Origin of the sequence: Brevundimonas sp., assembly GCF_044239655.1 — a bacterium.
Classification (GTDB): domain Bacteria; phylum Pseudomonadota; class Alphaproteobacteria; order Caulobacterales; family Caulobacteraceae; genus Brevundimonas.
Genome location: NZ_JBIIAY010000046.1, coordinates 1 through 23,393, shown reverse-complemented (window position 1 = coordinate 23,393; position 23,393 = coordinate 1). Strand labels below are relative to the sequence as shown.

The window sequence follows — 23,393 nt, the reverse complement described above, 5'->3', positions numbered from 1 at the left end:
ACGCTTCACCGGCGGCCTGAAGACCCTGGGGGATCAGGGTCTGGTCTACATCAACGGCTATCAGGCCCAGGGCATCACCACGACCTGCCCCGGCCATTCGACCGTCCTGACCGGCGCCTTTCCGACCCACACGGGCATCCCCACCAACGAGTGGATCGACCCCGCGACGGGTCAGGATGCCTATTGCCTGGCCGCGCCGAAGAATACGATCGCCGACGGCTCTGCGGGCGAGAACGGACCGGTCGGCCCCGACAACATGCGCGTCACCACCATGGCGGACTGGCTGAAGGCCGCGAGCCCGACCAGCCGCGTCTATGCCGTCTCGGGCAAGGATCGGGGTGCGATCACCCTGGCCGGTCACACGCCCGACGGCGCCTTCTGGCTGGCCGAAGGCTTCGGCATGACCACCTATCTCGAGCCGGGTCAGACGGCGGCGGAGCGCCTGGCTCCCATCGCCGAGTTCAACGCCGCCTATGTCTCGCACTTCAAGGCCACGCCGGTGACGCGCTGGACCGTGCGGCATCCCGCCTGTCTGGCCATGGCCGGAACATCGACGATCGGCGGCCAGACCTTCACGGCCGGACTGCCGCCGATGAACTATTCGCTGGAGAACTCTCCGGCACTGGACGAGACGACCCTGGCGGCCGCCGCCGACCTGCTGGACCGCCAGCAACTGGGGCGTCGTGGCGTCACCGATATGCTCGGCGTCAGTCTGTCGGGCACGGACAAGATCGGCCACGGCTATGGCACCCAGGGGCCGGAGATGTGCGAGCAGATGATGCGCCTGGACGCCGCGCTCGGCAACTTCCTGGGGCAACTGACCGAGGTTCCCGGTGGGGTGGTCGTCGTCCTGACGGCCGACCACGGCGGCTCGGACTTCCCCGAGCGGATGAGCGATCGGGGCGCGGTCGCGGGCCGGTACGACCCGACCCTGCTGCCCCGCATCAATGAAAAGCTGACGGCGCAGTTCAGCCTGACCGAGGCCCCGCTCTACAGCGCCGGGACCGGCTTCATCGTCGCCGACGCCCGGCGCGTGTCCCTGGCCGAACCGCTGCGCAGCCAGGTCATCGCCGCCGCTGTGCCGCTGTTGAACGCCGAGCCCAACATCGTCCTGGCCGTGGCGCGCGACACGCTGCTGGCCGAACCCATGCCGGCGCGGGACGCTGATCCCGAAGAGCTGACCGTGCGCGAACGTCTGCGCCTCAGCGCGGTGCAGGGCAGGGGGGCCGACATCCTGCGCGCCTATGCGCCGAACCTGACGTCCAGTGCGCGCATCGGCGGGTCGATCGCCAGCCACGGCTCGCCCTGGGACTATGACCGGCGCGTGCCGATCATCTTCTGGACGCCCGGAGGCCAGGCGCAGGAGCGGTTCTGGCCGATCCGCACCGTGGATATCGCCCCCAGCCTGGCGCATCTGGTCGGTCTGACGCCGCCCGCCGAGATCGATGGGCGGTGCCAGCATCTGTTCGACGAGACACCCTGTCCCGTCGCGCCGTGACGGATCGCTGACGCGTTACAGGACGTCACTTCTCGTTTCCGGCTTGAGCCCGGGCTTACGCCGTGCGCGTTTGGGGGGCAGAAGCGATTCCTGAGGAAACGCTTCCGTCAAACGGGACACAGATGAACAGAGCAAGACGCGGTCGCATCGTCGCGACCCTGGGGCCCGCCAGCCGCGCGCCCGGAATGGTGAAGCAACTGGCCCAGGCCGGGGTCGATGTCTTTCGCCTGAACTTCAGCCATGGCTCGCATGACGACCACGCCGCCGCCCTGAAGGCCGTGCGCGGAGCCGAGATGGCCCTGCAGCGTCCGCTGGGCGTGCTGGCCGATCTGCAAGGTCCCAAGCTGCGGCTCGGCCGGTTCGCCGACGTCGAGATCTCGGTCAAGCCCGGCCACACCATGCGGTTCGACCTCGACCCCACGCCCGGCGACGCGACGCGGGTGCAGATGCCGCATCCGGAGATCTTCAAGGCCCTGAGGAAGGGCATGCTTCTGTTGCTCGACGACGGCCGGGTCCGGCTGCGCGTCGGCGAACGGACCGACGAATGGGCTGACGTCACCGTCGAGAGCGGCTCCAAGCTCAGCGACCGCAAGGGCGTGGCGGTGCCGGAGGCGGTGATCCCGGTCTCGGCCCTGACGCCCAAGGACCGCGAGGACCTGGCCTTCGCCCTGAGGATCGGTGTCGATTGGGTCGCGCTCAGCTTCGTCCAGAAGGCCGAGGACATGGCCGAGCTGAAGCGGCTGGTAAACGGTCAGGCGGCCTGTCTGGCCAAGATCGAAAAGCCCCAGGCCCTGGCCGACCTGGGGGCCATCATGGACTATTCCGACGGCGTCATGGTCGCGCGCGGCGATCTGGGCGTCGAACTGGATCCCGAAGAGGTGCCGGTCGCCCAGAAGATGATCATCCGCGCCGCTCGCCAGCGCGGCATCCCGGTCATCGTCGCGACCCAGATGCTGGAATCGATGACCAGCGCCCCGGCTCCGACCCGGGCCGAGGCCTCGGACGTGGCCAATGCGGTGTACGAGGGTGCTGACGCCCTGATGCTGTCGGCCGAGACCGCGTCGGGCGACTATCCGCTGGAATCAGTCGGAATCATGAGCCGGATTATCGAGCGGGTGGAGAAGGACCCGCTCTGGCCCAGCCTGATGGACGCCGAACACGCGGGCATGGACGACATCGACGCCGACGCCCTGGTCGCGGCGGCGCGCAAGGCGGCCGAGGCCCAATCGACGGCCTGTATCGTGGTCTTCACCAGCCTGGGCGGCACGGCGCGGCGGATGTCGCGCGAACGGCCGCTGCAACCGGTTCTCGCCCTGACCCCCAACCCGAACACCGCGCGGCGTCTGGCGCTGGTCTGGGGGCTGGAGACCCGTCTGGGCAAGGACCCCGCCTCGCTGGAGGACGTCACCGATCTGGCCGTCGACAGCGCGGTCAAATTCGGGCTCGCCGAGCCCGGCCAGCGCATCCTGGTGCTCGCCGGAACGCCTTTCGGTGCGCCGGGGGCTGCGAATCTGCTGCGACTGGCCCATGCTCCGGCCAAGGCGGCGAAACGGTCGCGGAAAACCTGACGGGCGAATGATCAAGTATCTGGGGTCGAAGCGCGCGCTGCTGCCCCCGATCCTGGAGGCGGTGAACGCCATGCTGCCCGAGCGGGGCGTGGTCTGCGACCTGTTCTCCGGCACGGCCCGTGTAGGCCATGCGCTGAAGGGCCAGGGCCATCGGGTCTGGTCCAACGATCACAACGCCTATGCCCACGCCCTGGCCACCGCCTATGTCCAGGCGGACCGCGAGGTCTGGGCTGATCGGGCCGCCGTCGTGCTCGCCGATCTTGCCGCTACGACGCCCGAGCCGGGCTGGTTCACGAAAGCCTTCTGCGAGGACGCCCGTTTCTTCCATCCCGACAATGGCGCTCGCATCGATGCGATGCGCGACCGGATCGAGGCGATGGGGTTGGAGCCCGAACTCGAGGCCATCGCCCTCGTCTCCCTGATGGAGGCGGCGGACCGGGTGGATTCCACCGCCGGCGTCCACATGGCCTATATGAAATCCTGGGCCCCGCGGGCGCTGAAGCCGCTGACATTGCGGATGCCCGACCTTCAGCTGGCCGTGCCCGGCGATCCGTGCCGCGCCACCCACGCCGACGCCCTGGAAATCGCGGCCCAGTTCGACGGCGACCTCGTCTACCTCGATCCGCCGTACAATCAGCACTCCTACCTCGGCAACTACCACTGCTGGGAAAGCCTGGTGCTGTGGGACAGGCCCGAGACATACGGCATCGCCAACAAGCGGGTCGATGTGCGGACGAGGAAGAGCGCCTTCAACTCCAAACCCGGCATCGGCCCGGCGCTGGAGGCCGTCGTGGCGGCGATCCGGGCTCCCAATCTGATCGTGTCGTTCAATGACGAGGGCTATCTGTCGCGCGATCAGCTGGTCGCCATCCTGTCGTCGCGCGGCCATGTCCAGGTCGTCGAAATCGCCCGGCCTCGCTACGTCGGCGCCCGCATCGGCATTCACAGCCCCAAGGGCGAGAAGGTCGGCACGGTCGGGCGACTGAGGAACGTCGAATACCTGTTCGTGGTCACCGAACGGCCCGTCGAACTGCCGGTGGCGGCCTGACGGAACACAATCCGGCCCCAGTCCGTTACCCGACCTATGGAAGTCGTGAACGCCACCCCCGTCCGCCCGTCGCCTGAGCCGACCCTGTCGCAAGCGCTTCAGGCCTTGCCCGCCTGGGTCACGATCGCGGCCGGCGGCGTGGTCGCCGCCATCGTGGGGGCCATGCTGGGCGGCGCGCTGCACATCTAGATGCCCCCGGCCGGCACCGCCGCCGACCCCTCGGCCTCGGGATCGCCGGGCAGCCAGGCGACCCGGCCGTCGTAGATATCCTCGTTCAGGATGCCCTCTTCCTTGGCGACCAGCACGGGCACCAGCATCTGGCCCGTCACATTGGTGGCCGTGCGCATCATGTCGATGATCCGGTCGATGGCGACGATATAGCCGATCCCCTCCAGCGGCAGGCCCGCCGTGGACAGGGTCAGGGTCAGCATGACGATCGAGGTGCCCGGCACCCCCGCCGTGCCCAGCGACCCCAGCACCGCCGTCAGCCCGATCAGGACGTACTGGGTCAAGGTCAGGTCGATCTTGAAATACTGGGCGATGAAGATGGCGGCGATGGCCGGATAGATGGCCCCGCACCCGTCCATCTTGACGTTGGCCCCCAGCGGCACGGCGAAGGCCGCATAGGCCTGGGGAACGCCCAGCCGCTCGACCGTCTGGCGCAGGGTGATCGGCAGGGTTCCGAGCGAGGACGAGGTCGCGAACGCCGTCTGCTGCGCCGCGAACGCCCCCCGGAAGAAGGCGGTGACCTTCAGCCCGTGCAGCTTCAGCAGCCCCGAATAGACCACCAGGATGTGGAACAGGCAGGCCGCATAGATGGCCACGATGAACTTGATCAGCGGCAGCAGCGCCTCCCAGCCATAGCCCCCGACGACCGAGCCGATCAGGCCGAAGACCCCGAATGGCGTCAGCTGGATCACCCAACGGGTGATGCGGAAGATGATGGCCGCGCCTTCATCCACGAACCGCCGCGCCGTCGCCGCCCGTTCGCCCAGCGCCACCAGCGCCACCCCGACCAGGGCCGAGAAGAAGATGATCTGCAGCACCTTGCCTTCGCTAAGCGCCGCGAACGGATTGGTCGGCACGACGCCCAGCAGCACCTCGAGCGGGGTCGGGATCTCGCGGGGCTTGACCTCGCCCAGCGGCAGGTTGGCCAGCCCCATCCCCGGGTTGATCAGATGCCCGAAGGCGAATCCGACCAGCACGGCCAGCAAGGACGTGATCGCGAACCAGACGATGGTCCTGACCCCCAGCCGCACCGCACCAGCCCCTTCGCCCAGTTTGGCGATCGACGAAGCGATGGTGAAAAGCACCAGCGGCGCCACCACCATGCGGATCAGGTTCAGATACAGGTCGCCGATCGGCTGCAGCCAGACCTCGGCCTGTTCGCGCAGGATCAGCCCTGCGACGATGCCGAGCCCGAAGCCCACGGCCGTGCGGATCCACAGGGGGATGGCGAAGAAGCGGGCGATCATCGGCGGGTGCCTTTCGGGGGAGCGAAGGTTCGCGAAGGTGCGGCGCGTGGAGGGAATCCGCAACAGCGGGGGTGGCGAGAGGATCGGCAGGTCGTCATCAGAAAAATTCACGGCGGAAGGGGGTGGTGTCAGCCGTCCACGCCGAAACGCCCCGTCGGGCATCCACGCCTGAGCGCCCCGTCGGGATGCGCCCCGCGAGGTGGAGAGGAGACGTAGCGCAGACTGACGTCCGGAACCGATGATGTCCCCCCGCCTGAGAAGGGACGCTTGAATTTTCGACGTCAGCCTGCGCTCCGTCCGGTCGGTTCACGCAAGCGGACCGGATGTCGGGTTCCTTCGCCGGGACCGCGGGGACATTTTCCCACGGCTTTGTCCACCCGGTTCGCCCTCGACCGATCCTCAGCCTGCGACGGGCGAGGGCTACCAGACCCCCGGAACCTCCGGATTGGCTTCCGGAGCTATTCCCGCTCGACCGATCCCCGCCGCCGCTTCAGGCCTGGTACCAAGAGGCGCCTCCCCATGCGACGGGAACGGGTACACCTTACCACGGCGCGGAAGGGGGGTTGGTCGAAGGCGTCTGCCTGACGTCAGAATCGGTCGTATCGGCAGGCGGGGCAAGGGATTGGGTGCGGGGAGGTTCGCAACTTCAATGGCCCTTCTCCCCTTGCGGGAGAAGGTGGCAGCCGAAGGCTGACGGATGAGGGGTCACTCCGTCGGCGATGGTGCACGTCTGGAACTCGAAGCAGATTGCCAGGTGCGCGTGACCCCTCATCCGCCCCTCCGGGGCACCTTCTCCCACAAGGGGAGAAGGAGCGCCTAGTGCCCTCTGTTCAGCATCGCGAACACATGGGCATATTCCCCGCGCTCCGCCGCGCCTGACAGGAACTTCACCCGCTCGACCAGCACCTCGTCGTGGCCCGCCTCGAACAGGGCCAGGCTTTCGGCCGTGAATTCGTCGAGCGGCATGGAGCGGGGATCTTCCGCATGGCCGGGCATCAGGTCCGTGGCCACGCCGGGCGGGGCCCATTCTACGACCCGGACCGAGGTGTCCTTCAGCTGGTGACGCAGGGACTGGCTCCAGGAATGGATGGCCGCCTTGGTGGCGTTGTAGGTGGGCGTCGCGGCCAGGGGGACGAAGGCGAGGCCGGACGACACCGTCACCACGGTCGCTGATGGCTTGGTCAGCAGGTGCGGCAACAGGGCCGCCGTCAGCCGGATCGTGCCCAGCAGGTTGATACCGATCGTCTCCTCGACGATCGACAGGTCGAAGACGCCGCCGGACAGGGTTTCCGGCTTCATGATGCCGGCGTTGCTGACGACGACGTTCAGGTCGGGATGGTCGGCGATGACCTGGGCCGCGACGGTCTTGATGGCTTCGGGATCGGCGACGTCGAGGACGACATGGGCCATGCCGGGATTGGCGGCGACGACGGCTTCAGGCGGCGCGGCGCGGCGGCCGGCGATGATGACCTTCGCGCCCTTCGCATGCAGGGCTTCGGCGAACGCTCGGCCGATGCCGGTGCCGCCGCCGGTGATCAGGATGGTGTCGGATGCGGTGTTCATGGGAAATCTCCGGGGCTGGAACTGCGATGTCCGGCGATGTATGCCTGTCGCTCTCCATTGGAAAGTAGGCACCGGAACGTTCGGTACTTACCGGAAGGAAACCGATGTCTGCCCCTGCCTTTCAGCCCCGAACCGATTATCCAGAGGTCGATCCGCGCGTCGAGGCCCTGGTCAACGAGGTCATCGGCCGGGTCGCCGACAAATGGACGATGATCGTGCTGGATGTCCTGGCCGAGCACGGCGAACTGCGCTTCACCCGCATCGGCCAGCTGTCCGACGGCATCAGCCAGAAGATGCTGACCCAGACCCTGCGCCAGATGGAACGCGACGGCCTGGTGGTGCGGACCGTGCATCCCGTGGTCCCGCCCAAGGTCGAATACCGCCTGACCGACATGGGTTTCAGCCTGGCCGAGGCCTTCTGTGGCGTGTGGGGCTGGGCCGCCGAACACCTGGAGCGGATCGAGACGGCGCGGGCGCAGTTTGATGCGGCGAAGGTGGGGTAGGAGACGGTCGTCTCAAATCCCCGCCAACGCCCGCGTCACATAGAAATCCGCGAGCAACCCGTCGATCGCTTCTTCGACGTCGTCGAAATGGTCGATGAGGACGTCGCCGCCGAGGTCTTCGGGCGGGATGGGGGTGTAGCCCCAGGTGACGACGATACAGGGCATGTCGGCGGCGCGGGCGGCACCGACGTCGGGAGCGGCGTCGCCGATCATGATGGCCATCGACGGGTCGCCTCCGGCCAGGGTCACGGCCTCCTGAAGGTGGGCGGCGGCGGGCTTCTTCGCGCTGACCTTGTCGGGGCCGACGACGGCGGCGAAGTGGCGGGTCAGGTCGAGTTTGTTCAGCAGCAGTTCCGACAGGTCGGTCCGCTTGTTGGTGGCGACGACCAGCAGGGCGCCGCGTGCGCTCAGCGCCTCCAGCGTTTCGACACAGCCCTCGTACGGCTGCGAATGTTCGGCGATGTGTTCGATATAGTCGGCGATGAAGGCGTCATACAGGGCCGGGTCCCGCGCCTGTTCGACCGGCGCACCCGCCTGCTCGAAGCCGTGCTCCAGCAGGGGCCGCGCGCCCCCGCCAATCAGCTCGGCCGCCCCTTCCATCGGCACGGTCGGCAGGCCATGCTGGACCAGCATCCGGTTCAGCGTCCCGACCAGATCCCCGTGCGTCTCGACCAGTGTGCCGTCCAGGTCGAAGGCGATGGTCCAGCCCTCCAGGTCGCGTTCGGTCATGTTTCATCCTCTGTTCCCCCTCCCGCCGGGACAGGGATGGGGTTAAGTCGTACCGACTAGCCGCCGGACCGATTCATGACCACCCACCCCCAGCCTTCATCAAAGCGGGCCGCCATCATCCTCGCCGCCGGCCAGGGCACGCGGATGAAGTCCCCCCTGCCCAAGGTTCTGCATCCCGTCGGCCACCGCGCCATGCTGGACCACGCCATCGACGCGGCCGAGGCCCTGGGGTGCGAGCGGATCGTGGTGGTGGTCGGCAGCCACTCGCCGGAGGTGCGGGCCCATGTCGTCGCGCGTCTGGGCGAGGACGCCATCGCGGTGCAGGACCCGCCGCTGGGCACCGGCCATGCGGTGCGTGCCGCGCAAGGCGTGCTGGGTGATTTCGTCGGTCAGGTGGTCATCACCTATGGCGACGTGCCCTTGCTGAAGGCGGCGGACATCGAACCGGTCTTCGCGTCCCACGACGGCATCACCGTGATCGGGTTCGAGGCGCGGGATCCCGGTGCCTATGGCCGTCTGGTCATGGAGGGCGAAACCCTGGCCGCCATCACCGAGGCGAAGGAGGCGTCGCCGGATGTGTTGGCCATCACCACCTGCAACTCCGGCGTCATGGCCGCGCCGGTCGGCCTGTTGTTCGAGTTGCTGGCCGAGGTCACCAACGCCAATGCCAAGGGCGAATACTATCTGACCGACGTGGTCGAACTGGCCCGCAGGCGCGGAGCACCCACGCGGGTCACCATGGCGTCGGAAGACTCGGTCATGGGCGTCAACGCCCAGTCCGAACTGGCCCAGGCGGAGACCCTGTTCCAGTCGGTGCAGAGGGACGCCTTTCTCGCCGCCGGCGTCACCATGTCGGCCCCCGACACCGTCCATTTCGCCTGGGACACCCAGGTCGGGGCCGGCACGGTGATCGAGCCCTTCGTGGTCTTCGGCCCCGGCGCGGTGATCGAGGTCGGGGCCCGCATCAGGAGCTTCAGCCATATCGAAGGTGCCCGCGTCGCCACCGGTGCCGAGGTCGGCCCCTATGCCCGGCTGCGTCCCGGCGCGGACTTGGGGGAGGGGGTCAGGGTCGGCAATTTCGTCGAGGTCAAGAACGTCCGGATGGATGCGGGCGCCAAGGCCAATCACCTGTCCTATCTGGGCGACGGGTCGGTCGGGGCGGGGGCGAACATCGGCGCGGGCACGATCTTCTGCAACTACGACGGCTTCAACAAGGCGCGGACCGTGGTGGAGGCGGGGGCCTTTGTGGGATCGAACTCGGCCCTGGTCGCGCCCGTGACGATCGGTGCGGGCGCGATCGTCGGATCAGGCTCGGTGATCGTCGAGGATGTCCCCGCCGACGCCATGGCCCTGGCGCGCGGGCGTCAGGTCAACAAGGATGGAGCAGGGGCCGCGTTCCGGGACAAGGCCAGGGCGAATAAGGAGTCGCGAAAATGATCCCTCTCCCAGAGGGAGAGGGCTTGAGCGTCCAAGAGCGAAGCGATTGGAAACGCGAAAGGGTGAGGGGTTCTGCCTTCACTGGTTCGCACCGTAACCCCTCACCCTTTCGGCTTGCGCATCGCTGCGCTCCGCGAGCCTCAAGCCCTCTCCCGATGGGAGAGGGGACGGAGATGACATGAGCGACCTCCAGAAACGCCTCGCCGGTGAAGCCGCCGCGCTCCGTGTCGAGCCCGGCATGATCGTGGGGCTGGGCACCGGCTCGACCGCCGCCTGGTTCGTCAAGGCGCTGGCGGCGCGGGGGCTCAAGGATCTGCGCTGCGTGCCGACGTCGGAGAAGACGGCGGATCTCGCCCGCGAACTGGGGCTCACCCTGTCGACCCTGGACGACACGCCGAAGATCGATTTGACCGTGGACGGTGCCGACGAGATCGGCCCGGGCCTGACCCTGATCAAGGGCGGCGGGGCGGCCCTGTTGCGCGAGAAGCTGGTGTGGGAGGCGTCGCGGTCCTGCATCGTCATCGCCGACGCCGCCAAGGTCGTGCCGGTGCTGGGGGCATTTTCTCTGCCGATCGAGGTCGTCGCCTTTGGGCACAAGACCACTGCCAACCGTATCGCCGACGTCCTTCTGGACCACGAGATCGCCATGCCCGCGCGGCTGCGTCAGGCGGATCGGGCGCTGGTGCGGACCGACGGCGGCAACCTGATCTATGACGCGGCGTGCAAGGCGATCCACGATCCGGTCCGCCTGGCCGACGACCTGAAGCTGATCACCGGCGTGGTCGAACACGGGTTGTTCCTCGATCTGGCGGACGAGGCGATCATCGGCTTGGATTCCGGCGTGGATGTCCTACTTCCCTGAGCGATACCGCCTCCGCTTTCGTCATCCTCCGGCGAGCGGAGCGAGACCGGGGGACCCAGCGGCGCCGAAGGCGACCTGTTCAGGCAGGATGTCCGACGTCGTTGTCCGTGACAGTTTCGCGCTCCCGCGCGCCGCTGGGTCCCCCGGTCTGCGCCGCCAAGCGGCGGCTTGCCGGAGGATGACGAAAGCAGAATGAAAGCGCGACCGATGACCGACACCTACGACTACGACCTCTTCGTCATCGGCGCGGGCTCAGGCGGCGTTCGCGCGGCGCGGCTAACGGCGCTGGGCGGCAAGCGGGTGGCGATCGCGGAGGAGTTCCGGGTCGGGGGCACCTGCGTGATCCGGGGCTGCGTGCCGAAGAAATTCATGGTGATGGCCAGTGACTTCGCCCACCAGTTCCATACCGCCGAGGGCTATGGCTGGACGGTGGAGGCCAGCTTCGACTGGCCGAAATTCCTGGAGGCCAAGGATGTCGAGATCGCCCGTCTGTCGGGCATCTATGCGGCCAATCTGGGCAAGGCCGGTGTCGATCTGGTCCACGGGCGCGCGGTGCTCAAGGACGCCCACACGGTCGAGGTCACCCACCGCGACGGCGGCGAGCCCAGGACCTATACCGCCGAGAAGATCCTGATCGCCACCGGCGGTCGCCCCTGGATGCCCGAGGGCCTGTCCGGCATCGAACACGCCATCACCTCCGAAGAGGCCTTCCACCTGCCCGAACTGCCCAAGCGGATCATGATCGCGGGCGGCGGCTATATCGCGGTCGAGTTCGCGGGGATCTTTGCGGGCCTCGGAGTCGAGACCACCCTGATCTATCGCGGGCCCAACATCCTGCGCGGCTTCGACGACGACGTGCGCGCCCACCTGGCCGGCGAGATCGAGAAGCGCGGCATCAAGGTCATCCTGGGCTGCCAGCACAAGTCGATCGAGAAGACCGAGACGGGTCTGGTCAGCCACCTCGAGAACGGCATGACGCTGGAAACCGACGTCATCATGTTCGCCACCGGCCGCATCCCCTACGTCAAGGATCTGGGGCTCGAGACGGCCGGTGTCGATCTGAACGACAAGGGGGCCATCGTCGTCGATCAGCTGTCGAAGACCACTGCCGACAACATCTGGGCCATCGGCGACGTCACCGACCGGATGAACCTGACCCCCGTCGCGATCCGCGAGGCGGTGGCGTTTCACGAGACGGTCTACAAGAACAACCCCCAGCATTTCGACTATGAGGCCGTGGCCACGGCGGTCTTCTCGCAGCCGCCGGTCGGCGTTGTCGGCCTCAGCGAGAGCGAGGCGCGGCACTCCTGTTCGGCGGGGGTCGATGTCTATCTGACCCGGTTCCGGCCGATGAAGTACGCCTTCACAGGCTCCGACGAGCGCGTCCTGATGAAGCTGGTCGTCGATGCGGCGTCCCAGAAGGTCGTCGGCGTCCATATCGTCGGCCCCGAAGCCCCCGAGATGATCCAGCTGGCCGCCATCGCCGTGAAGGCTGGCCTGACCAAGGCCCAGTGGGACGCCACCTGCGCGGTCCACCCCACCATGGCCGAGGAACTGGTCACCCTGAAGGAGAAGCAGTCCCCGACGATGAGCGCGGGGTGACGAGGGTGAAGTTCCGCTACCAGCGGCAACGTGCGGAGTTTTATTGTCGGAACAGGCCTTCAGGACTATATCGCGCGGCATGAACAGTCGCTGGACCCCTGAATCCTGGAGATCGAAGCCCGTCGTGCATATGCCGACGGACTATCCGGACGCGCGCGCATTGACCGCCGTCGAAGACGAGCTGCGCGCCATGCCGCCGCTGGTCTTCGCCGGCGAGGCGCGGACCCTGACCGCCAAACTGGCCCAGGTGGAGGCCGGGGATGCCTTCCTGCTGCAGGGTGGGGATTGCGCAGAGAGCTTCAAGGAGTTCTCGACCGACAACATCCGGGACACCTTCCGCCTGATCCTGCAGATGGCGGTGGTCCTGACGTTCGCGGGCAGGAAGCCGGTGGTCAAGGTCGGCCGCATCGCCGGTCAGTTCGCCAAGCCGCGTTCGTCTCCGGTCGAGGAAATCGACGGCGTGACCCTGCCGTCGTACCGCGGCGACAACATCAACGGCTCGGCCTTCACGGCCGAAGATCGCATTCCCGATCCGCAGCGTCTGTTGAAGGCCTATAACCAGTCGGCCTCGACGCTGAACCTGCTGCGCGCCTTCGCCAGCGGCGGCTACGCGGACCTGTACAACATTCACCGCTGGACGCTGGGTTTCGCCGACAACGGCGCGGGGGCCCAGTACCGCGAGCTGGCCGACAAGATCACCGAGGCCCTGGCCTTTATGGAGGCCGTCGGCGTCACGCCGGAGACCCATCCCGACCTCAGCCGCGTCGAGGTCTTCACCTCGCACGAGGCCCTGTTGCTGAATGTCGAGAGCGCGCTGACGCGGCTGGACGGCGGGTCCGGCGAATGGTTCGACACCTCGGCCCATATGCTGTGGATCGGCGAGCGCACCCGCCAGCTGGACGGCGCGCACGTCGAGTTCATGCGCGGTATCAAGAACCCGATCGGCGTGAAGTGCGGCCCGACCATGGAGGCCGACGACATCCTGCGTCTCGCCGACGTCCTGAACCCCGATAACACGCCCGGTCGCCTGACCCTGATCGGCCGTTTCGGCGCGGACAAGGTGGGCAAGCGGCTGCCGGGCCTGATGAAGGCGGTCAAGGCGGCCGGGCGCAAGGTGGTGTGGTCGATCGACCCGATGCACGGCAACATCCTGAAGGCCGATAACGGCTACAAGACCCGGCCCTTCGACCGGATCATGAGCGAGGTCCGCACCTTCATCGACGTGGCCGAGGCCGAAGGGGTTCACCCCGGCGGCGTCCATCTGGAGATGACCGGCCAGAACGTCACCGAATGCCTGGGCGGGGCTACGGCCGTGACCGAGGACGACCTGTCCAGCCGCTATCACACCCACTGCGACCCGCGCCTGAATGCCGACCAGGCGCTGGAACTGGCCTTCCTGGTGGCCGAGCGGCTCAAGCTCGGGCGTCTGAACCAGTCGCGGGCGGCTTAAGTAAACAGAGAGGCCGCCCGGGCGATGGCGGCCTCGGCGTCGGCGCGGTCCGGCGTCTCGTCGTCGTCGCCATAGCCGAGCATGTCGCCGCCCCGCAGGCCCTGAACCCCCACGCCGTCAGGTCGTGGGATCACCGACACGCCGTTGTAGTACAGGCTGTAGCGCACCTCAGGCTGGGGCGGCAGCCAGGCGATCTGCCCCCGCACGGGAACCACGCTGTCGTCTCCGAACAGGGCTCGCGCACCGTATCCGGTGCAGTTGACGATGACCGGCTGGGGCAGGGTCGCCAGCTCGGCCGGTGCGTGGAAGGTCCGCGTCTCGATCCGTCCGCCTTCCCTGAGGAACTCGGTGGTCAGCCGTTCGGCCAGGTCGGCGACGTTGAACTGCATCTGGGTCATCCGCCGGGCCGAGGCGACGGGAAAGGGATGCTCGTCCGGGGTGAGCTGGCGCGAATACGGCACGATGTCACCCAGGACGTTGGGGTAGATCGCGAACCGGATCTCCTTGCGGCCCGTCTCAGGACGCGGCGCGGCGGCCGGCTTGGGCGGGCCGGCGGCGTCGGCGAGGATGTAGCGGTCCAGGAAGGAGACCGGCTCGCCCGGCAATCCGACATAGGTCTGGTGCCGCGCCCAGGACAGCCGCGCCATCCGTTCCCACAGGGTCGGGAAGCCGCCATCGACCCTGTCGGCATCGGCGATGCGCGAATCCGGCGTCCACATGCCCGAGGCCCGCGCCGACCGGCTTTCGGGCAGACGCTCGGACGCGTAGATCGTCACCTTCGCCCCGGCCCGCTGGAGCGTGATGGCCGTCGTGATGCCGATGGCCCCGCAGCCGATGACGGCGACCTCGCGCGTCCCGCCCTGCATCGCATAGGCCGCCGCGATCGCTGCCGAACCCCAGGACAGGGACCAGCCCGAACCGCCGTGGCCATAGTTGTGGACCACCCGCTTGTCGCCGACGGGTTCGACCTCGATCCGGGGCCCGGCCGCACGGAAGGGCCTGAGGCACACGGTCGTGCGGGTGATCAGCCGCGCATCCAGCCGCAATGGGGCGAGTGGAGCCGGGGCGAGAAACCGGGGGCGGGACGCTGCGAGGACCGGCGCCGAAGGGGCCGTCGAGGCACAGGCCGACAGCGCGCCGCTCAACCCCAGGCCACCCAGGCCCGACAACAGGACGCGTCGGCTGGTCTGGGCTGAAGGGGTCATGACGCCTCACGGATACGGTCAGCGAACCTAGCGTGACCCAATCCGCCTCGCCAGTGCCTGATCGAGGCCACAGGGGTTGTGGCGCGGCGACCGGCGCCTCAAATGCAGCGGCAAGCTTCAGGAACCCGCCATGCCCGACCAGATCGGCCGACCCGAGAATGACGATACGCCCGGCCGGGTCGCCTATCAGGGCGCGCCCGGGGCCTTCAGCCACGAGGCCTGCATGGCCCTGCGGCCCTGGGACATCGCCGTGCCGTTCGAGAGTTTCGATCTGGCGCTTGGGGCGCTGGCGTCCGGTGATTGCGACCTGGCCCTGATCCCGATCGAGAACTCGACCATCGGCGCGGTCGAGCCTGCCGCGACCCTGGTGCGAGAGGGCGGCTATGCGGTGCTGGCCGATGTCTGGCGTCCGATCCGCCACGCCCTGATGGCGCTGCCGGGCACCCGCCTGTCCGAGATCCGCACCATCGAAAGCCACCCGATCGCCCTGGACCAGTGCCGCGAGACGCTGGCCGGGTTTCACTGCGACATCGTCGTCGCCTTCGACACGGCGGGCGCGGCCCGCGACGTCGCCGAGGCCGGTGACAGCACCCGCGCGGCCCTCGCGCCGATGGCCGCCGCCGAGGCCTATGGGTTGGAGATTCTGCGCAACGATCTGCAGGATTCGCCGGACAACCGGACGCGTTTTGTGCTGCTGGCCCCTGCTCGGGGTTGACGGCGCACGATCATTGCGTGTCTTAAGGGCCGTTACCTGACCGGCAGATCGTCATGATCTGCATCTGGATTCGACCATGTCCCCGCTGCGCGCAACCGTTCTGACCCTTTCGACCCGTTCGCGCGCGGTTGCCTCCTTTTATTTCGGCGGCACCTATTACGGCTTTCGATACGCCGGCTGAGGCCTCGAGCGACACCGCTCCTGACAGCCTCGCCGGCGACCGCCCTGACCGGGGCGGCGGCGCACCCATTCGCCCATCATCGAAATTTCCGTATCGAAAGCCCCTCTTAAATGTCCGTCTCCATTCTCGAATCCGACAAAGCCCTCAAGCAGGCCCCCACCCATGAGCTCTGGCCTGACATGAATCCCGCCGAGATGACCCCTGAGCAGATGGCCCTGGCGGCCCTGCGCGACGAGATCAACCTGATCGACGACCAGTTGCTGGAGCTGTTCGAGCGCCGCCTCGCCGTCGCCGCCATGGTCGGCAAGGCCAAGGACGCCCCCCACGGCCCCCACACCAAGCTGCGGCCCGATCGCGAACAGACGGTTCAGGCGCGAATGTTGTCGCGTTGCGACCCGCAGAATGCCGAGGCGGTGTCCAGCTTGTGGCGCGAGATCGTCGGCTGGGGCCTGGCGCGCCAGGGCCAGCTTCAGGTCCAGGTCTGGGCCCCGACCGAGCCGACCCGCGCCTTCGACGGTGCCCGCCAGCGCTTCGGCATGGCCGCCGACATCCGCATGGTCCGCGACCCCCAGAAGGCGCTCGCCTTCGCCGCCGAGGGGCACGGCGTCGCCGTCCTGGCCATCAACAATGACGACGCCTGGTGGGTCGGCCTGCGCCGTGAGTGGTCGGGTCTGTCGGTGTTCGACGGCTTCGGCCTGGGCGGGGGCGAGCCCACGGCGCTGGCCGTCGGCAAGATCGATCCGCCGGCCCTGCCGACCGGTCGCCGCGTCATCGTCACCGCCGGTGGCGACGCCGGTGACGGCGGTGGTGCCCGCCGCTGGGGCCTGTCCACCCACCACGGATGGTCCCTGGCCCTCACGGACGCCGACCTGGCACCCGGCGAGGCCGAGGGCTGCGTCGGCGCCATCGGCTAAAGACAGGCGGGGGCAGCCATGTTCGAATGCCCGCCTGTACGCCCTGTCCTGACGCTGCACGGTCTGGTCCTGCGTCTGATCCTTCCCGTGGTTCTTGCGCTCTGTGCCCAGGCTGCCGCGGCGCAGGAGTACGACCGGCCGTGGTCGCGCGGTGGGCGCGTGCCGAGCGCCGAAGTCCGGTTGGAAGCACAGGACATGGCCATTGCTGCCGGGATTGCGTGTCGCGTGGGCCAGGCCCAGTTGCGAGGGCAGGATCGAGATGGTGCCAAACAGTACGAGGTTACCTGTCCGGCCGGTCCCGGCTATCTGCTTGTCGGAGGCGTGCCGCCAACGGCGCTTGACTGCCTGGCACTGGAGGCCTCGTTCCGATCCGGCGGATCGGGAAGCGCGCGTTGCCGGATTGCCGCCAACAGGGATGCAACCTCCGTCGTTGCGCGCCTCGCCGCTGAGGCGGGGATCGCCTGTCGGATCGACAATGGTGCGGTTCTTGGAAAGGCTGCCGATGGCCTCCTGTACGAAGTCGGTTGCGCGGGAGCTGACGGCTCTTGGCTGGAGCGATCGGGCGGTGGCTGGTCGATTACGCCCTGTCTCAAGGTCGTTGCCCAAAGTGGCACCTGCGCGCTGACGACAGCGAGTGAGCAGGCAACGACGCTGGGTTCACGAATCGCCGGCCGCGCCGACTGCGATGTTGTGCAGGCAGCCTATCGTGGAGCGGTGGCGGGAACTGATCTCTACGAGGCGCGGTGCGGATCGCGCGGTGGTGTCATGGTACGGTTCGACTCGAATGACAGACCAATGGCGATCTACGACTGCACCGAGGCGACCTGGATCGGCGGCGGGTGCAGGTTCTAGCGCTTGTCAGCACGCCATCGGCTGAGCCTGTCGCCGAGTTCATCATGACGCCTTGATCTGGCCTGATTTCACTACAAGTGTAGCGCCACACTTGTAGCGAGATCGGCCATGATTGAAACCCTGCCCCGACGCGAACGCGAGGTCTTCGAGACCCTGTGTCGTCTGGAGACCGCGACGGCGGCCGACGTCCGCGCCGCTCTATCAGACCCTCTCAGCGACTCGGCCGTCCGCACCATGCTGACGCGGCTGGAGGCCAAGGGGCTGGTCAGCCGGCAGGCGGGCGGGGCGGGGGTCGCGTTCAAGCCCGTCTCCCGACCCGACGACGTGGCCGAGGGCGTGCTGCGCCGGATGGTCGACACCTTCTTCGCAGGATCGGCGGCCAGCGCCGCGACGGCCCTTCTGGGGCTGGGCGACCGGCTGAGCGCCGAGGACGCCGCCGCACTCAAGGCCCTGATCGATACGGCTGAAGCCAAGAGCGGCGGGGAGGGGCGGTCGTGACCCTGTCGCTTCTGATCGGCCTGTTGTTGAAGTCCAGCCTGATCGCCGCCGCCGGTCTGGCCGTGGCCCACGGCGTGGCCCGGCGACCGACCGACCGTGTGCTGGCGCTGCGGGCGACCCTGATCCTGCTGCTGCTCCTGCCGGTGGCGATGGTGATCCTGCCGGCGCTGGCGCTCGATGTGCTTCCGGCGGCGCAATCCACGACGAGCCCGGTCGAACCCCTCTGGTCCGGCACGACGGCGGCGGTCGCAGGCGTCGCCCTGTCGGGAGACCTGCGCTGGCCGTCGGCGATCGTCATCGTCGGGTGGGTCTGGGTCGTCGGTGCCCTCATCATCACCGCGCGCGTTGTAGCCGGGGTCTGGACCCTGGCGGTCTGGACGCGACAGGCGCAGGCCGTGCGCTGTCCCGACTGGACGGCGGCCCTGACCCGGCTGGGCGGTCGTCGTCCGCCACGCCTGTCGGCCAGCCCACGCGTTGCTGGGCCGCTGAGCTGGGGTCTGTCGCCGGGTGCTATCCTGATCGATCGCGCGAGCCTGTCCGCACCGGATACGGCCGCCGCCATACTGTCCCACGAACTGGCGCATCTGAGGCGGCGCGACTGGCTGTTCCTGATGCTGTCGCGGCTGGCTCTGGCCCTGTTCTGGTTCAATCCCCTGGTGTGGAAGGTCGCCGCCGACCTGGCCTCAGCCTCCGAGGACGCCGCCGACGCCGAGGCCGTGCGTCATGTCGATCGCCACGCCTATGCCCGGACCCTGATCGGCCTCGCCGCCGTCCCCAACTCCCCCGTCGCGCTCGCCATGGCGGCCGACCCCCGCTCGCTCAAAAGAAGGATCAAACGCCTCATGACCGCCTCTCGCACCCCGCGCCGCCCCCTGGCCATCGGCCTGTCCATCGCCGCCCTGGTCGTCGTCGCGACGCCGCTCGCCGCCCTGGAACTGCACGACCGCGTCCCCGTCGCGCCGCTTCCCCCGGTCCCGCCGGTGGCTGTGTCGGCACCCCCGGCCGCCCCGATCGCAGGGCTGCCGGCCATGCTCCAGATTGCAGCGCCGCCGGCTCCGCCGGCTCCGCCCGCCCCGCCGGAGCTTCGCGACGGGATGGCCCCGCCTGCGCCACCCGCACCGCCGGCTGCGAACGGGGCCACACCGCCCGCGCCACCGGCCCCGCCCGCACCCCCGGCACCGCCTGCCGGTCACGGCCGCCACACCTGGGTCATCACCGAGAACGGTGTCAGCCGTCAGGCGACCCCGGCCGAGCGCGCCGAGTTCGCCCGTGTCCGGGTTCAGGCCCGGGAGGCTCGCGTTCACGCTCGCGCCGCGGCCGCCCAGGCCCGGGCCCAGGCGGCCCAGGCGCGCGTCCATGCCCGCGCCGCCGCGCCCCTGCGCGCTGACGCCCGGAGGCAGGCCGAGCATGTGCGCGAGATGGCCCGCACGGCGCGCCAACAGGCCATGCACGCCCGGACCAACGCTCGCGTTCACATGCGGGGCGGTGCCGACCAGATGCATCAGGGTGCCGAACAGATGCGCCGTGCCGCAGCCCAGCTGGAAGATCCCGCCTTCCGCGCCGAACAGATCGCCCGCGCCCAGGCGAACGGTCGGACGGTGACCGACGCCTAGCTTCAGGCCGCTGCGCCCCGTTTGCGCGCCCGTGCCGAGACGCTCGACCAGCGCGCCGCGCGCCTGGCGGCCGATGCCGACCGCCAGGACTGAAGCGCCGGTCTAGGCCGCGTCGACCAGCACGATCTCGCTGTCGTTGACGGCGGTGACCGTGATCGTGTCCTCGCCCGTGATGGCCAGTCCATCGCGGGCGTTGGCGCGCACGCCGTTGACCTCGATCGCGCCCACGGCCGGCACCAGATAGCCGCGTCGCGTCGTGCCCAGCGCATAGGTCGCGGTCTCACCGGCTCTCAGGGTCGCGGCCACCACCCGGGCGTCCGTGCGGATCGGCAGGGCGCCCCCTCCGGCTTCGCTGACATCGTCGTCGAAGCCGGACGCCAGCACCACGAACTGTCCCGCCCGGTCGCCCTTTGGAAAGGGTTTGGCCCCCCAGGCCGGCTTCTCGCCGCGCCGGGTCGGCTCGATCCAGATCTGGAAGATCCGGGTCAGGTCGGGCTCGGCATTGTATTCGGCATGGCGGATACCGGTCCCCGCGCTCATCACCTGCACGTCGCCCGCGACCGTGCGGCCCTTGTTTCCCAGGCTGTCCTCGTGGGTGATGGCTCCCTCACGGACATAGGTGATGATCTCCATGTCGGCATGGGGATGAGGCGGAAAGCCCGATCCGGCGGCGATCTCGTCGTCATTCCAGACCCGCAGATTGCCCCAGCTCATCCGCTTGGGATCGTAGTAGTTGGCGAAGGAAAAGTGATGCTTGGCGTTCAGCCAGCCGTGGTTCGCACCGCCCAGGCTGTCGAAAGGTCGAAGTTCGATCATGGTCTTGTCCCTGTCTTGATCTATGCGGCCGGCCGATGTCGGCGCCGCTGTGGCTTGAGGACAAGATAGCGATCGGTTTAGGTTCAGAAATAGAAACGGCCGAAACACACGGTTTCCGAAATCATGTCCAAGCTTCCCGACCTCGAAGCCCTCGCCATCTTCGCCCGCGTGGCGGAAACCCAGTCTTTCTCCGGGGCCGCCGAGGCGCTGGGCCTGTCGAAGGCGACGGTGTCCAAGGCGGTGACGCGGCTGGAACAGAGGCTGGGCACCACCCTGCTGCACCGGACCTCGCGCCGGTTCGCGCTGACCGATTCGGGCCGGACCCTGGCCGCCCGGGCCGCCCAGATGGTGCATGAGGCCGAAGAGGCCGAGGCCCAGGCCCTGGACCAGTCGATAACCCCGCGCGGGCTGGTGCGTCTGGCGGCCCCGATGTCGTTCGGCATGACCTATGTGGCGCCCGCCCTGCCGGACTTTCTGGCCCGCCACCCCGACGTGTCGATCGACCTGCATCTGTCGGACGAGACCGTCGATCTGGTGGGCGGCGGCTTCGACTGCGCGCTCAGGATCGCGGCTCTGCCCGATTCATCTCTGACGGCGCGGAAACTCAGGCCGATCCGGCGGCATCTGGTGGCCTCGCCGGACTATCTCGATCAGCGCGGGCGGCCCGCCCATCCCGACGACCTCTCGCGCCACGCCTGCCTCGGCTATGCCTATCTGCCGACGCCCAACACCTGGCGGTTCCGGCACGCGACGACGGGGGAGGAGGCCGTGGTGCGGCTGGCCGGCCCCTTGCGCGCTAACAATGCCGACGCCCTGACCGCCGCCCTGTGTGCCGGCCTCGGCATTGCCGAACAGCCCGAGTTCATCCACTGGCGCGACATCGCCGAGGGGCGGCTGAAGGTGATCCTGCCGGACTGGTCCCTGCCGGAGATCAACCTGCATCTGGTGGCGCCGGGGGGAGGGCCCCGGCCAGCCCGGGTCGCGGCCCTCATGGACCATCTGGCGGCCGTCTTCACGGCACCGCTCTGGCCCGGCGATGCGGTCGGGCGGCGCGCCCCGCTTGCCCCCGCGTCACGATTGGCCTAGCCCTCCGCGCCAAATCAATAATCAGAGGGCGCCTCGAATGTCGCTTGCATTGCTGTTTCCCGGTCAGGGCAGTCAGAGCCTGAAGATGGGCTGTCTGCTGGGGGACGCCTTTCCCGTCGCCCGCGAGGTCTTGGCCGAGGTCGACGAGGCCCTGGGCCAGAACCTGTCGCAGATCATGCGCGAGGGCCCCGAGGACCTCCTGACCCTGACGGAAAACGCCCAGCCGGCCCTGATGGCGGTGTCGATGGCGGCGATGCGGGTGCTGAAGACCGAGTTCGGCTTCGACGTGACCCAGGCGGCCTATGTCGCCGGCCATTCGCTCGGCGAGTATTCCGCCCTGTGCGCGGCCGGGTCGATCACCCTGACCGACGCCGCCCGCCTGCTGAAATTGCGTGGCCAGGCCATGCAGCGCGCCGTGCCGGTCGGCGTCGGCGGCATGGCCTCCCTGATCGGCCCCAAGACCGATCTGGTCCTGGCCGAGGCCGCTGCGGCAGCCGGATCGGAAGTCGGCACCTGCGTCGTCGCCAATGACAATGTCGGCGGCAATATCGTCATCTCGGGCGACAAGCCCGCCGTCGAGCGCGCTATCGAGAAGGCCAAGGAACTGGGGGCTCGCGCCATCCACCTGAACGTCTCGGCCCCCTTCCACTGCCCGCTGATGCAGCCCGCCGCCGACGAGATGGCCGGTGCCCTGGCCTCGGCCACGATCCTGGCACCCGCCGTTCCCCTGATCGCCAACGTCACCGCCAGCCCCCAGACCGATCCCGAGGTCATTCGCCGCCTGCTGGTCGAACAGGTTACCGGCCGCGTCCGCTGGCGCGAGAGTCTGAACTGGATGACGGGCGAGGGTGGCGTTACCCGTTTCGCCGAGGTTGGCTCGGGCAAGGTCCTGACCGGCATGGCCAAGCGCGGCGCGCCGGACGCGGAAGCCGTGGCGCTGAACACGGCGGAAGATCTGGAAGCGTTTGTGAAAAGTCTCTGATCTCCTTCTCCCCTTGCGGGAGAAGGTGGCAGGCGTAGCCTGACGGATGAGGGGTCATTCCGCTGTTGGACGGTGGCCTCTCGAACATTCACCGGAGAGGTCCGTGCGACCCCTCATCCGGCCCTCCGGGCCACCTTCTCCCGCAAGGGGAGAAGGAAGACAGTGGAGCCCCTTTGATGTTCAATCTCACCGGCAAGACCGCCCTCGTCACCGGCGCGACCGGCGGCATCGGCGGAGCCATCGCCCGCGCACTGCACGCCCAGGGGGCGACCGTCGTCCTGTCCGGCACGCGCGAGGCAGTCCTCGCCGAGATCAAGGCCGAACTGGGCGAGCGCGCTCATTTCGCCGTCGCCAACCTGTCCGACGCCGCCTCGGTCGATGGTCTGGTCGCCGCAGCAGAGGAGGCGGCCGGTGCCCCGCTCGACATCCTGGTCGCCAACGCCGGCATCACCAAGGACGGCCTGCTGATGCGGATGAAGGATGAGGACTTCCAGTCGGTCCTGGCTGTCAATCTCGAAAGCTATTTCCGGCTCAGCCGCGCCGCCATGAAGGGGATGATGAAGCGCCGCTCCGGCCGGATCATCGGCGTGACCTCGGTCGTCGGTGTCACCGGCAACCCCGGCCAGACCAACTATGCGGCATCCAAGGCCGGAATGATCGGCTTTTCCAAGTCCCTGGCCCAGGAGGTCGGATCGCGCGGCATCACCGTCAACTGCATCGCGCCCGGCTTCATCGCCTCGCCGATGACCGATGTGCTCAATGACGCCCAGCGCGAGACCATCCTCAAGAACATTCC

At 68.4% G+C, this 23,393-nt stretch carries 22 protein-coding genes; 17 read left to right on the top strand and 5 right to left on the bottom strand.

The genetic code is table 11. The features are described from left to right. From ACILQR_RS08105 to ACILQR_RS08090, 4 genes are all read left to right on the top strand, one after another. Positions 1–1,498 (top strand): alkaline phosphatase family protein (locus tag ACILQR_RS08105; RefSeq protein WP_395650949.1); only part of this gene is annotated, 1,498 nt, incomplete at its 5' end. A 122-nt stretch (positions 1,499–1,620) separates the two neighbouring features. Next, positions 1,621–3,066, top strand: coding sequence for a pyruvate kinase (pyk, locus tag ACILQR_RS08100; protein ID WP_395650948.1), 1,446 nt, complete (start codon positions 1,621–1,623; stop codon positions 3,064–3,066). 7 nt (positions 3,067–3,073) lie between these two features. Continuing rightward, entirely contained in the window at positions 3,074–4,114 is a 1,041-nt protein-coding gene (locus ACILQR_RS08095) for a DNA adenine methylase (RefSeq protein ID WP_395650947.1), read from the top strand. Positions 4,115–4,159: 45 nt separating this feature from the next. Next, on the top strand, positions 4,160–4,303 hold the full coding sequence (locus tag ACILQR_RS08090; RefSeq protein ID WP_395650946.1) for a hypothetical protein: 144 nt from the start codon (positions 4,160–4,162) through the stop codon (positions 4,301–4,303). Here the strand turns inward: ACILQR_RS08090 and ACILQR_RS08085 are convergent. Then, positions 4,300–5,589 carry a dicarboxylate/amino acid:cation symporter gene (locus ACILQR_RS08085; RefSeq protein ID WP_395650945.1) on the bottom strand — a complete coding sequence of 430 codons (1,290 nt, stop codon included), beginning with the start codon at positions 5,587–5,589 and terminating at the stop codon, positions 4,300–4,302. The genes ACILQR_RS08090 and ACILQR_RS08085 overlap by 4 nt on opposite strands. 816 nt (positions 5,590–6,405) lie before the next feature. Then, positions 6,406–7,152 (bottom strand): SDR family oxidoreductase, encoded by a 747-nt coding sequence (locus ACILQR_RS08080; protein ID WP_395650944.1) that lies wholly within the window; start codon positions 7,150–7,152, stop codon positions 6,406–6,408. A gap of 104 nt (positions 7,153–7,256) precedes the next feature. On the opposite strand from ACILQR_RS08080, the gene ACILQR_RS08075 reads away from it, so the two are divergent. After that, positions 7,257–7,655, top strand: coding sequence for a winged helix-turn-helix transcriptional regulator (locus ACILQR_RS08075; RefSeq protein WP_395650943.1), 399 nt, complete (start codon positions 7,257–7,259; stop codon positions 7,653–7,655). 12 nt (positions 7,656–7,667) lie between these two features. On the opposite strand, the gene ACILQR_RS08070 is transcribed toward ACILQR_RS08075, so the two are convergent. After that, complete coding sequence (locus ACILQR_RS08070) at positions 7,668–8,384, bottom strand: HAD-IA family hydrolase (protein ID WP_395650942.1); 717 nt, start codon at positions 8,382–8,384, stop codon at positions 7,668–7,670. Positions 8,385–8,459: 75 nt separating this feature from the next. Between ACILQR_RS08070 and glmU the strand changes: the two genes are divergently transcribed. The 4 genes from glmU (at position 8,460) to ACILQR_RS08050 (ending at position 13,735) form a co-directional block, all read left to right on the top strand. Continuing rightward, entirely contained in the window at positions 8,460–9,821 is a 1,362-nt protein-coding gene (gene glmU / locus ACILQR_RS08065; RefSeq protein WP_395650941.1) for a bifunctional UDP-N-acetylglucosamine diphosphorylase/glucosamine-1-phosphate N-acetyltransferase GlmU, read from the top strand. A gap of 178 nt (positions 9,822–9,999) precedes the next feature. Beyond that, positions 10,000–10,683, top strand: coding sequence for a ribose-5-phosphate isomerase RpiA (gene rpiA, locus ACILQR_RS08060; RefSeq protein ID WP_395650940.1), 684 nt, complete (start codon positions 10,000–10,002; stop codon positions 10,681–10,683). A 207-nt stretch (positions 10,684–10,890) separates the two neighbouring features. Further along, positions 10,891–12,285, top strand: a complete 1,395-nt coding sequence (gor, locus tag ACILQR_RS08055) for a glutathione-disulfide reductase (RefSeq protein ID WP_395650939.1) — start codon at positions 10,891–10,893, stop codon at positions 12,283–12,285. A gap of 79 nt (positions 12,286–12,364) precedes the next feature. Continuing rightward, positions 12,365–13,735, top strand: coding sequence for a class II 3-deoxy-7-phosphoheptulonate synthase (locus ACILQR_RS08050; RefSeq protein ID WP_395650938.1), 1,371 nt, complete (start codon positions 12,365–12,367; stop codon positions 13,733–13,735). On the opposite strand, the gene ACILQR_RS08045 is transcribed toward ACILQR_RS08050, so the two are convergent. Continuing rightward, a complete protein-coding gene (locus tag ACILQR_RS08045) occupies positions 13,732–14,940 on the bottom strand; it encodes an FAD-dependent oxidoreductase (protein WP_395650937.1) in 1,209 nt (402 codons plus the stop codon). The genes ACILQR_RS08050 and ACILQR_RS08045 overlap by 4 nt on opposite strands. Positions 14,941–15,070: 130 nt before the next feature. On the opposite strand from ACILQR_RS08045, the gene ACILQR_RS08040 reads away from it, so the two are divergent. From ACILQR_RS08040 to ACILQR_RS08020, 5 genes are all read left to right on the top strand, one after another. Then, a complete protein-coding gene (locus ACILQR_RS08040; protein ID WP_395650936.1) occupies positions 15,071–15,655 on the top strand; it encodes a prephenate dehydratase domain-containing protein in 585 nt (194 codons plus the stop codon). A 291-nt stretch (positions 15,656–15,946) separates the two neighbouring features. Next, complete coding sequence (locus tag ACILQR_RS08035; RefSeq protein WP_395650935.1) at positions 15,947–16,750, top strand: chorismate mutase; 804 nt, start codon at positions 15,947–15,949, stop codon at positions 16,748–16,750. Between the two features lie 18 nt (positions 16,751–16,768). Further along, the gene (locus ACILQR_RS08030) at positions 16,769–17,602 is read left to right on the top strand and encodes a hypothetical protein (RefSeq protein WP_395650934.1); all 834 of its coding nucleotides are present in this window, start codon (positions 16,769–16,771) and stop codon (positions 17,600–17,602) included. Positions 17,603–17,710: 108 nt separating this feature from the next. Beyond that, positions 17,711–18,100, top strand: a complete 390-nt coding sequence (locus ACILQR_RS08025) for a BlaI/MecI/CopY family transcriptional regulator (protein ID WP_395650933.1) — start codon at positions 17,711–17,713, stop codon at positions 18,098–18,100. Continuing rightward, positions 18,097–19,713, top strand: a complete 1,617-nt coding sequence (locus ACILQR_RS08020) for a M56 family metallopeptidase (protein ID WP_395650932.1) — start codon at positions 18,097–18,099, stop codon at positions 19,711–19,713. Before ACILQR_RS08025 ends, ACILQR_RS08020 begins: the two co-directional genes overlap by 4 nt. A gap of 102 nt (positions 19,714–19,815) precedes the next feature. Here the strand turns inward: ACILQR_RS08020 and ACILQR_RS08015 are convergent, their stop codons facing one another. Then, entirely contained in the window at positions 19,816–20,529 is a 714-nt protein-coding gene (locus ACILQR_RS08015) for a pirin family protein (RefSeq protein WP_395650931.1), read from the bottom strand. Between the two features lie 123 nt (positions 20,530–20,652). Between ACILQR_RS08015 and ACILQR_RS08010 the strand changes: the two genes are divergently transcribed. From ACILQR_RS08010 to ACILQR_RS08000, 3 genes are all read left to right on the top strand, one after another. Then, entirely contained in the window at positions 20,653–21,615 is a 963-nt protein-coding gene (locus ACILQR_RS08010; protein WP_395650930.1) for a LysR family transcriptional regulator, read from the top strand. A gap of 37 nt (positions 21,616–21,652) precedes the next feature. Further along, positions 21,653–22,597, top strand: coding sequence for an ACP S-malonyltransferase (gene fabD, locus ACILQR_RS08005; protein ID WP_395650929.1), 945 nt, complete (start codon positions 21,653–21,655; stop codon positions 22,595–22,597). Between the two features lie 176 nt (positions 22,598–22,773). Then, the coding region (locus tag ACILQR_RS08000; RefSeq protein WP_395650928.1) for an SDR family NAD(P)-dependent oxidoreductase at positions 22,774–23,393 on the top strand (620 nt) is incomplete at its 3' end.

Excerpts from the sequence above, each read along its gene's own strand:
- ACILQR_RS08025 (WP_395650933.1), top strand. The coding sequence starts at position 17,711 with ATGATTGAAACCCTGCCCCGACGCGAACGCGAGGTCTTCGAGACCCTG.
- ACILQR_RS08080 (WP_395650944.1), bottom strand. The coding sequence starts at position 7,152 with ATGAACACCGCATCCGACACCATCCTGATCACCGGCGGCGGCACCGGC.
- ACILQR_RS08045 (WP_395650937.1), bottom strand. The coding sequence starts at position 14,940 with ATGACCCCTTCAGCCCAGACCAGCCGACGCGTCCTGTTGTCGGGCCTG.
- fabD (WP_395650929.1), top strand. The coding sequence starts at position 21,653 with ATGTCGCTTGCATTGCTGTTTCCCGGTCAGGGCAGTCAGAGCCTGAAG.
- ACILQR_RS08075 (WP_395650943.1), top strand. The coding sequence starts at position 7,257 with ATGTCTGCCCCTGCCTTTCAGCCCCGAACCGATTATCCAGAGGTCGAT.
- pyk (WP_395650948.1), top strand. The coding sequence starts at position 1,621 with ATGAACAGAGCAAGACGCGGTCGCATCGTCGCGACCCTGGGGCCCGCC.
- gor (WP_395650939.1), top strand. The coding sequence starts at position 10,891 with ATGACCGACACCTACGACTACGACCTCTTCGTCATCGGCGCGGGCTCA.
- glmU (WP_395650941.1), top strand. The coding sequence starts at position 8,460 with ATGACCACCCACCCCCAGCCTTCATCAAAGCGGGCCGCCATCATCCTC.
- ACILQR_RS08070 (WP_395650942.1), bottom strand. The coding sequence starts at position 8,384 with ATGACCGAACGCGACCTGGAGGGCTGGACCATCGCCTTCGACCTGGAC.
- ACILQR_RS08030 (WP_395650934.1), top strand. The coding sequence starts at position 16,769 with ATGTTCGAATGCCCGCCTGTACGCCCTGTCCTGACGCTGCACGGTCTG.
- rpiA (WP_395650940.1), top strand. The coding sequence starts at position 10,000 with ATGAGCGACCTCCAGAAACGCCTCGCCGGTGAAGCCGCCGCGCTCCGT.
- ACILQR_RS08095 (WP_395650947.1), top strand. The coding sequence starts at position 3,074 with ATGATCAAGTATCTGGGGTCGAAGCGCGCGCTGCTGCCCCCGATCCTG.
- ACILQR_RS08050 (WP_395650938.1), top strand. The coding sequence starts at position 12,365 with ATGAACAGTCGCTGGACCCCTGAATCCTGGAGATCGAAGCCCGTCGTG.
- ACILQR_RS08015 (WP_395650931.1), bottom strand. The coding sequence starts at position 20,529 with ATGATCGAACTTCGACCTTTCGACAGCCTGGGCGGTGCGAACCACGGC.
- ACILQR_RS08040 (WP_395650936.1), top strand. The coding sequence starts at position 15,071 with ATGCCCGACCAGATCGGCCGACCCGAGAATGACGATACGCCCGGCCGG.
- ACILQR_RS08085 (WP_395650945.1), bottom strand. The coding sequence starts at position 5,589 with ATGATCGCCCGCTTCTTCGCCATCCCCCTGTGGATCCGCACGGCCGTG.
- ACILQR_RS08010 (WP_395650930.1), top strand. The coding sequence starts at position 20,653 with ATGTCCAAGCTTCCCGACCTCGAAGCCCTCGCCATCTTCGCCCGCGTG.
- ACILQR_RS08035 (WP_395650935.1), top strand. The coding sequence starts at position 15,947 with ATGTCCGTCTCCATTCTCGAATCCGACAAAGCCCTCAAGCAGGCCCCC.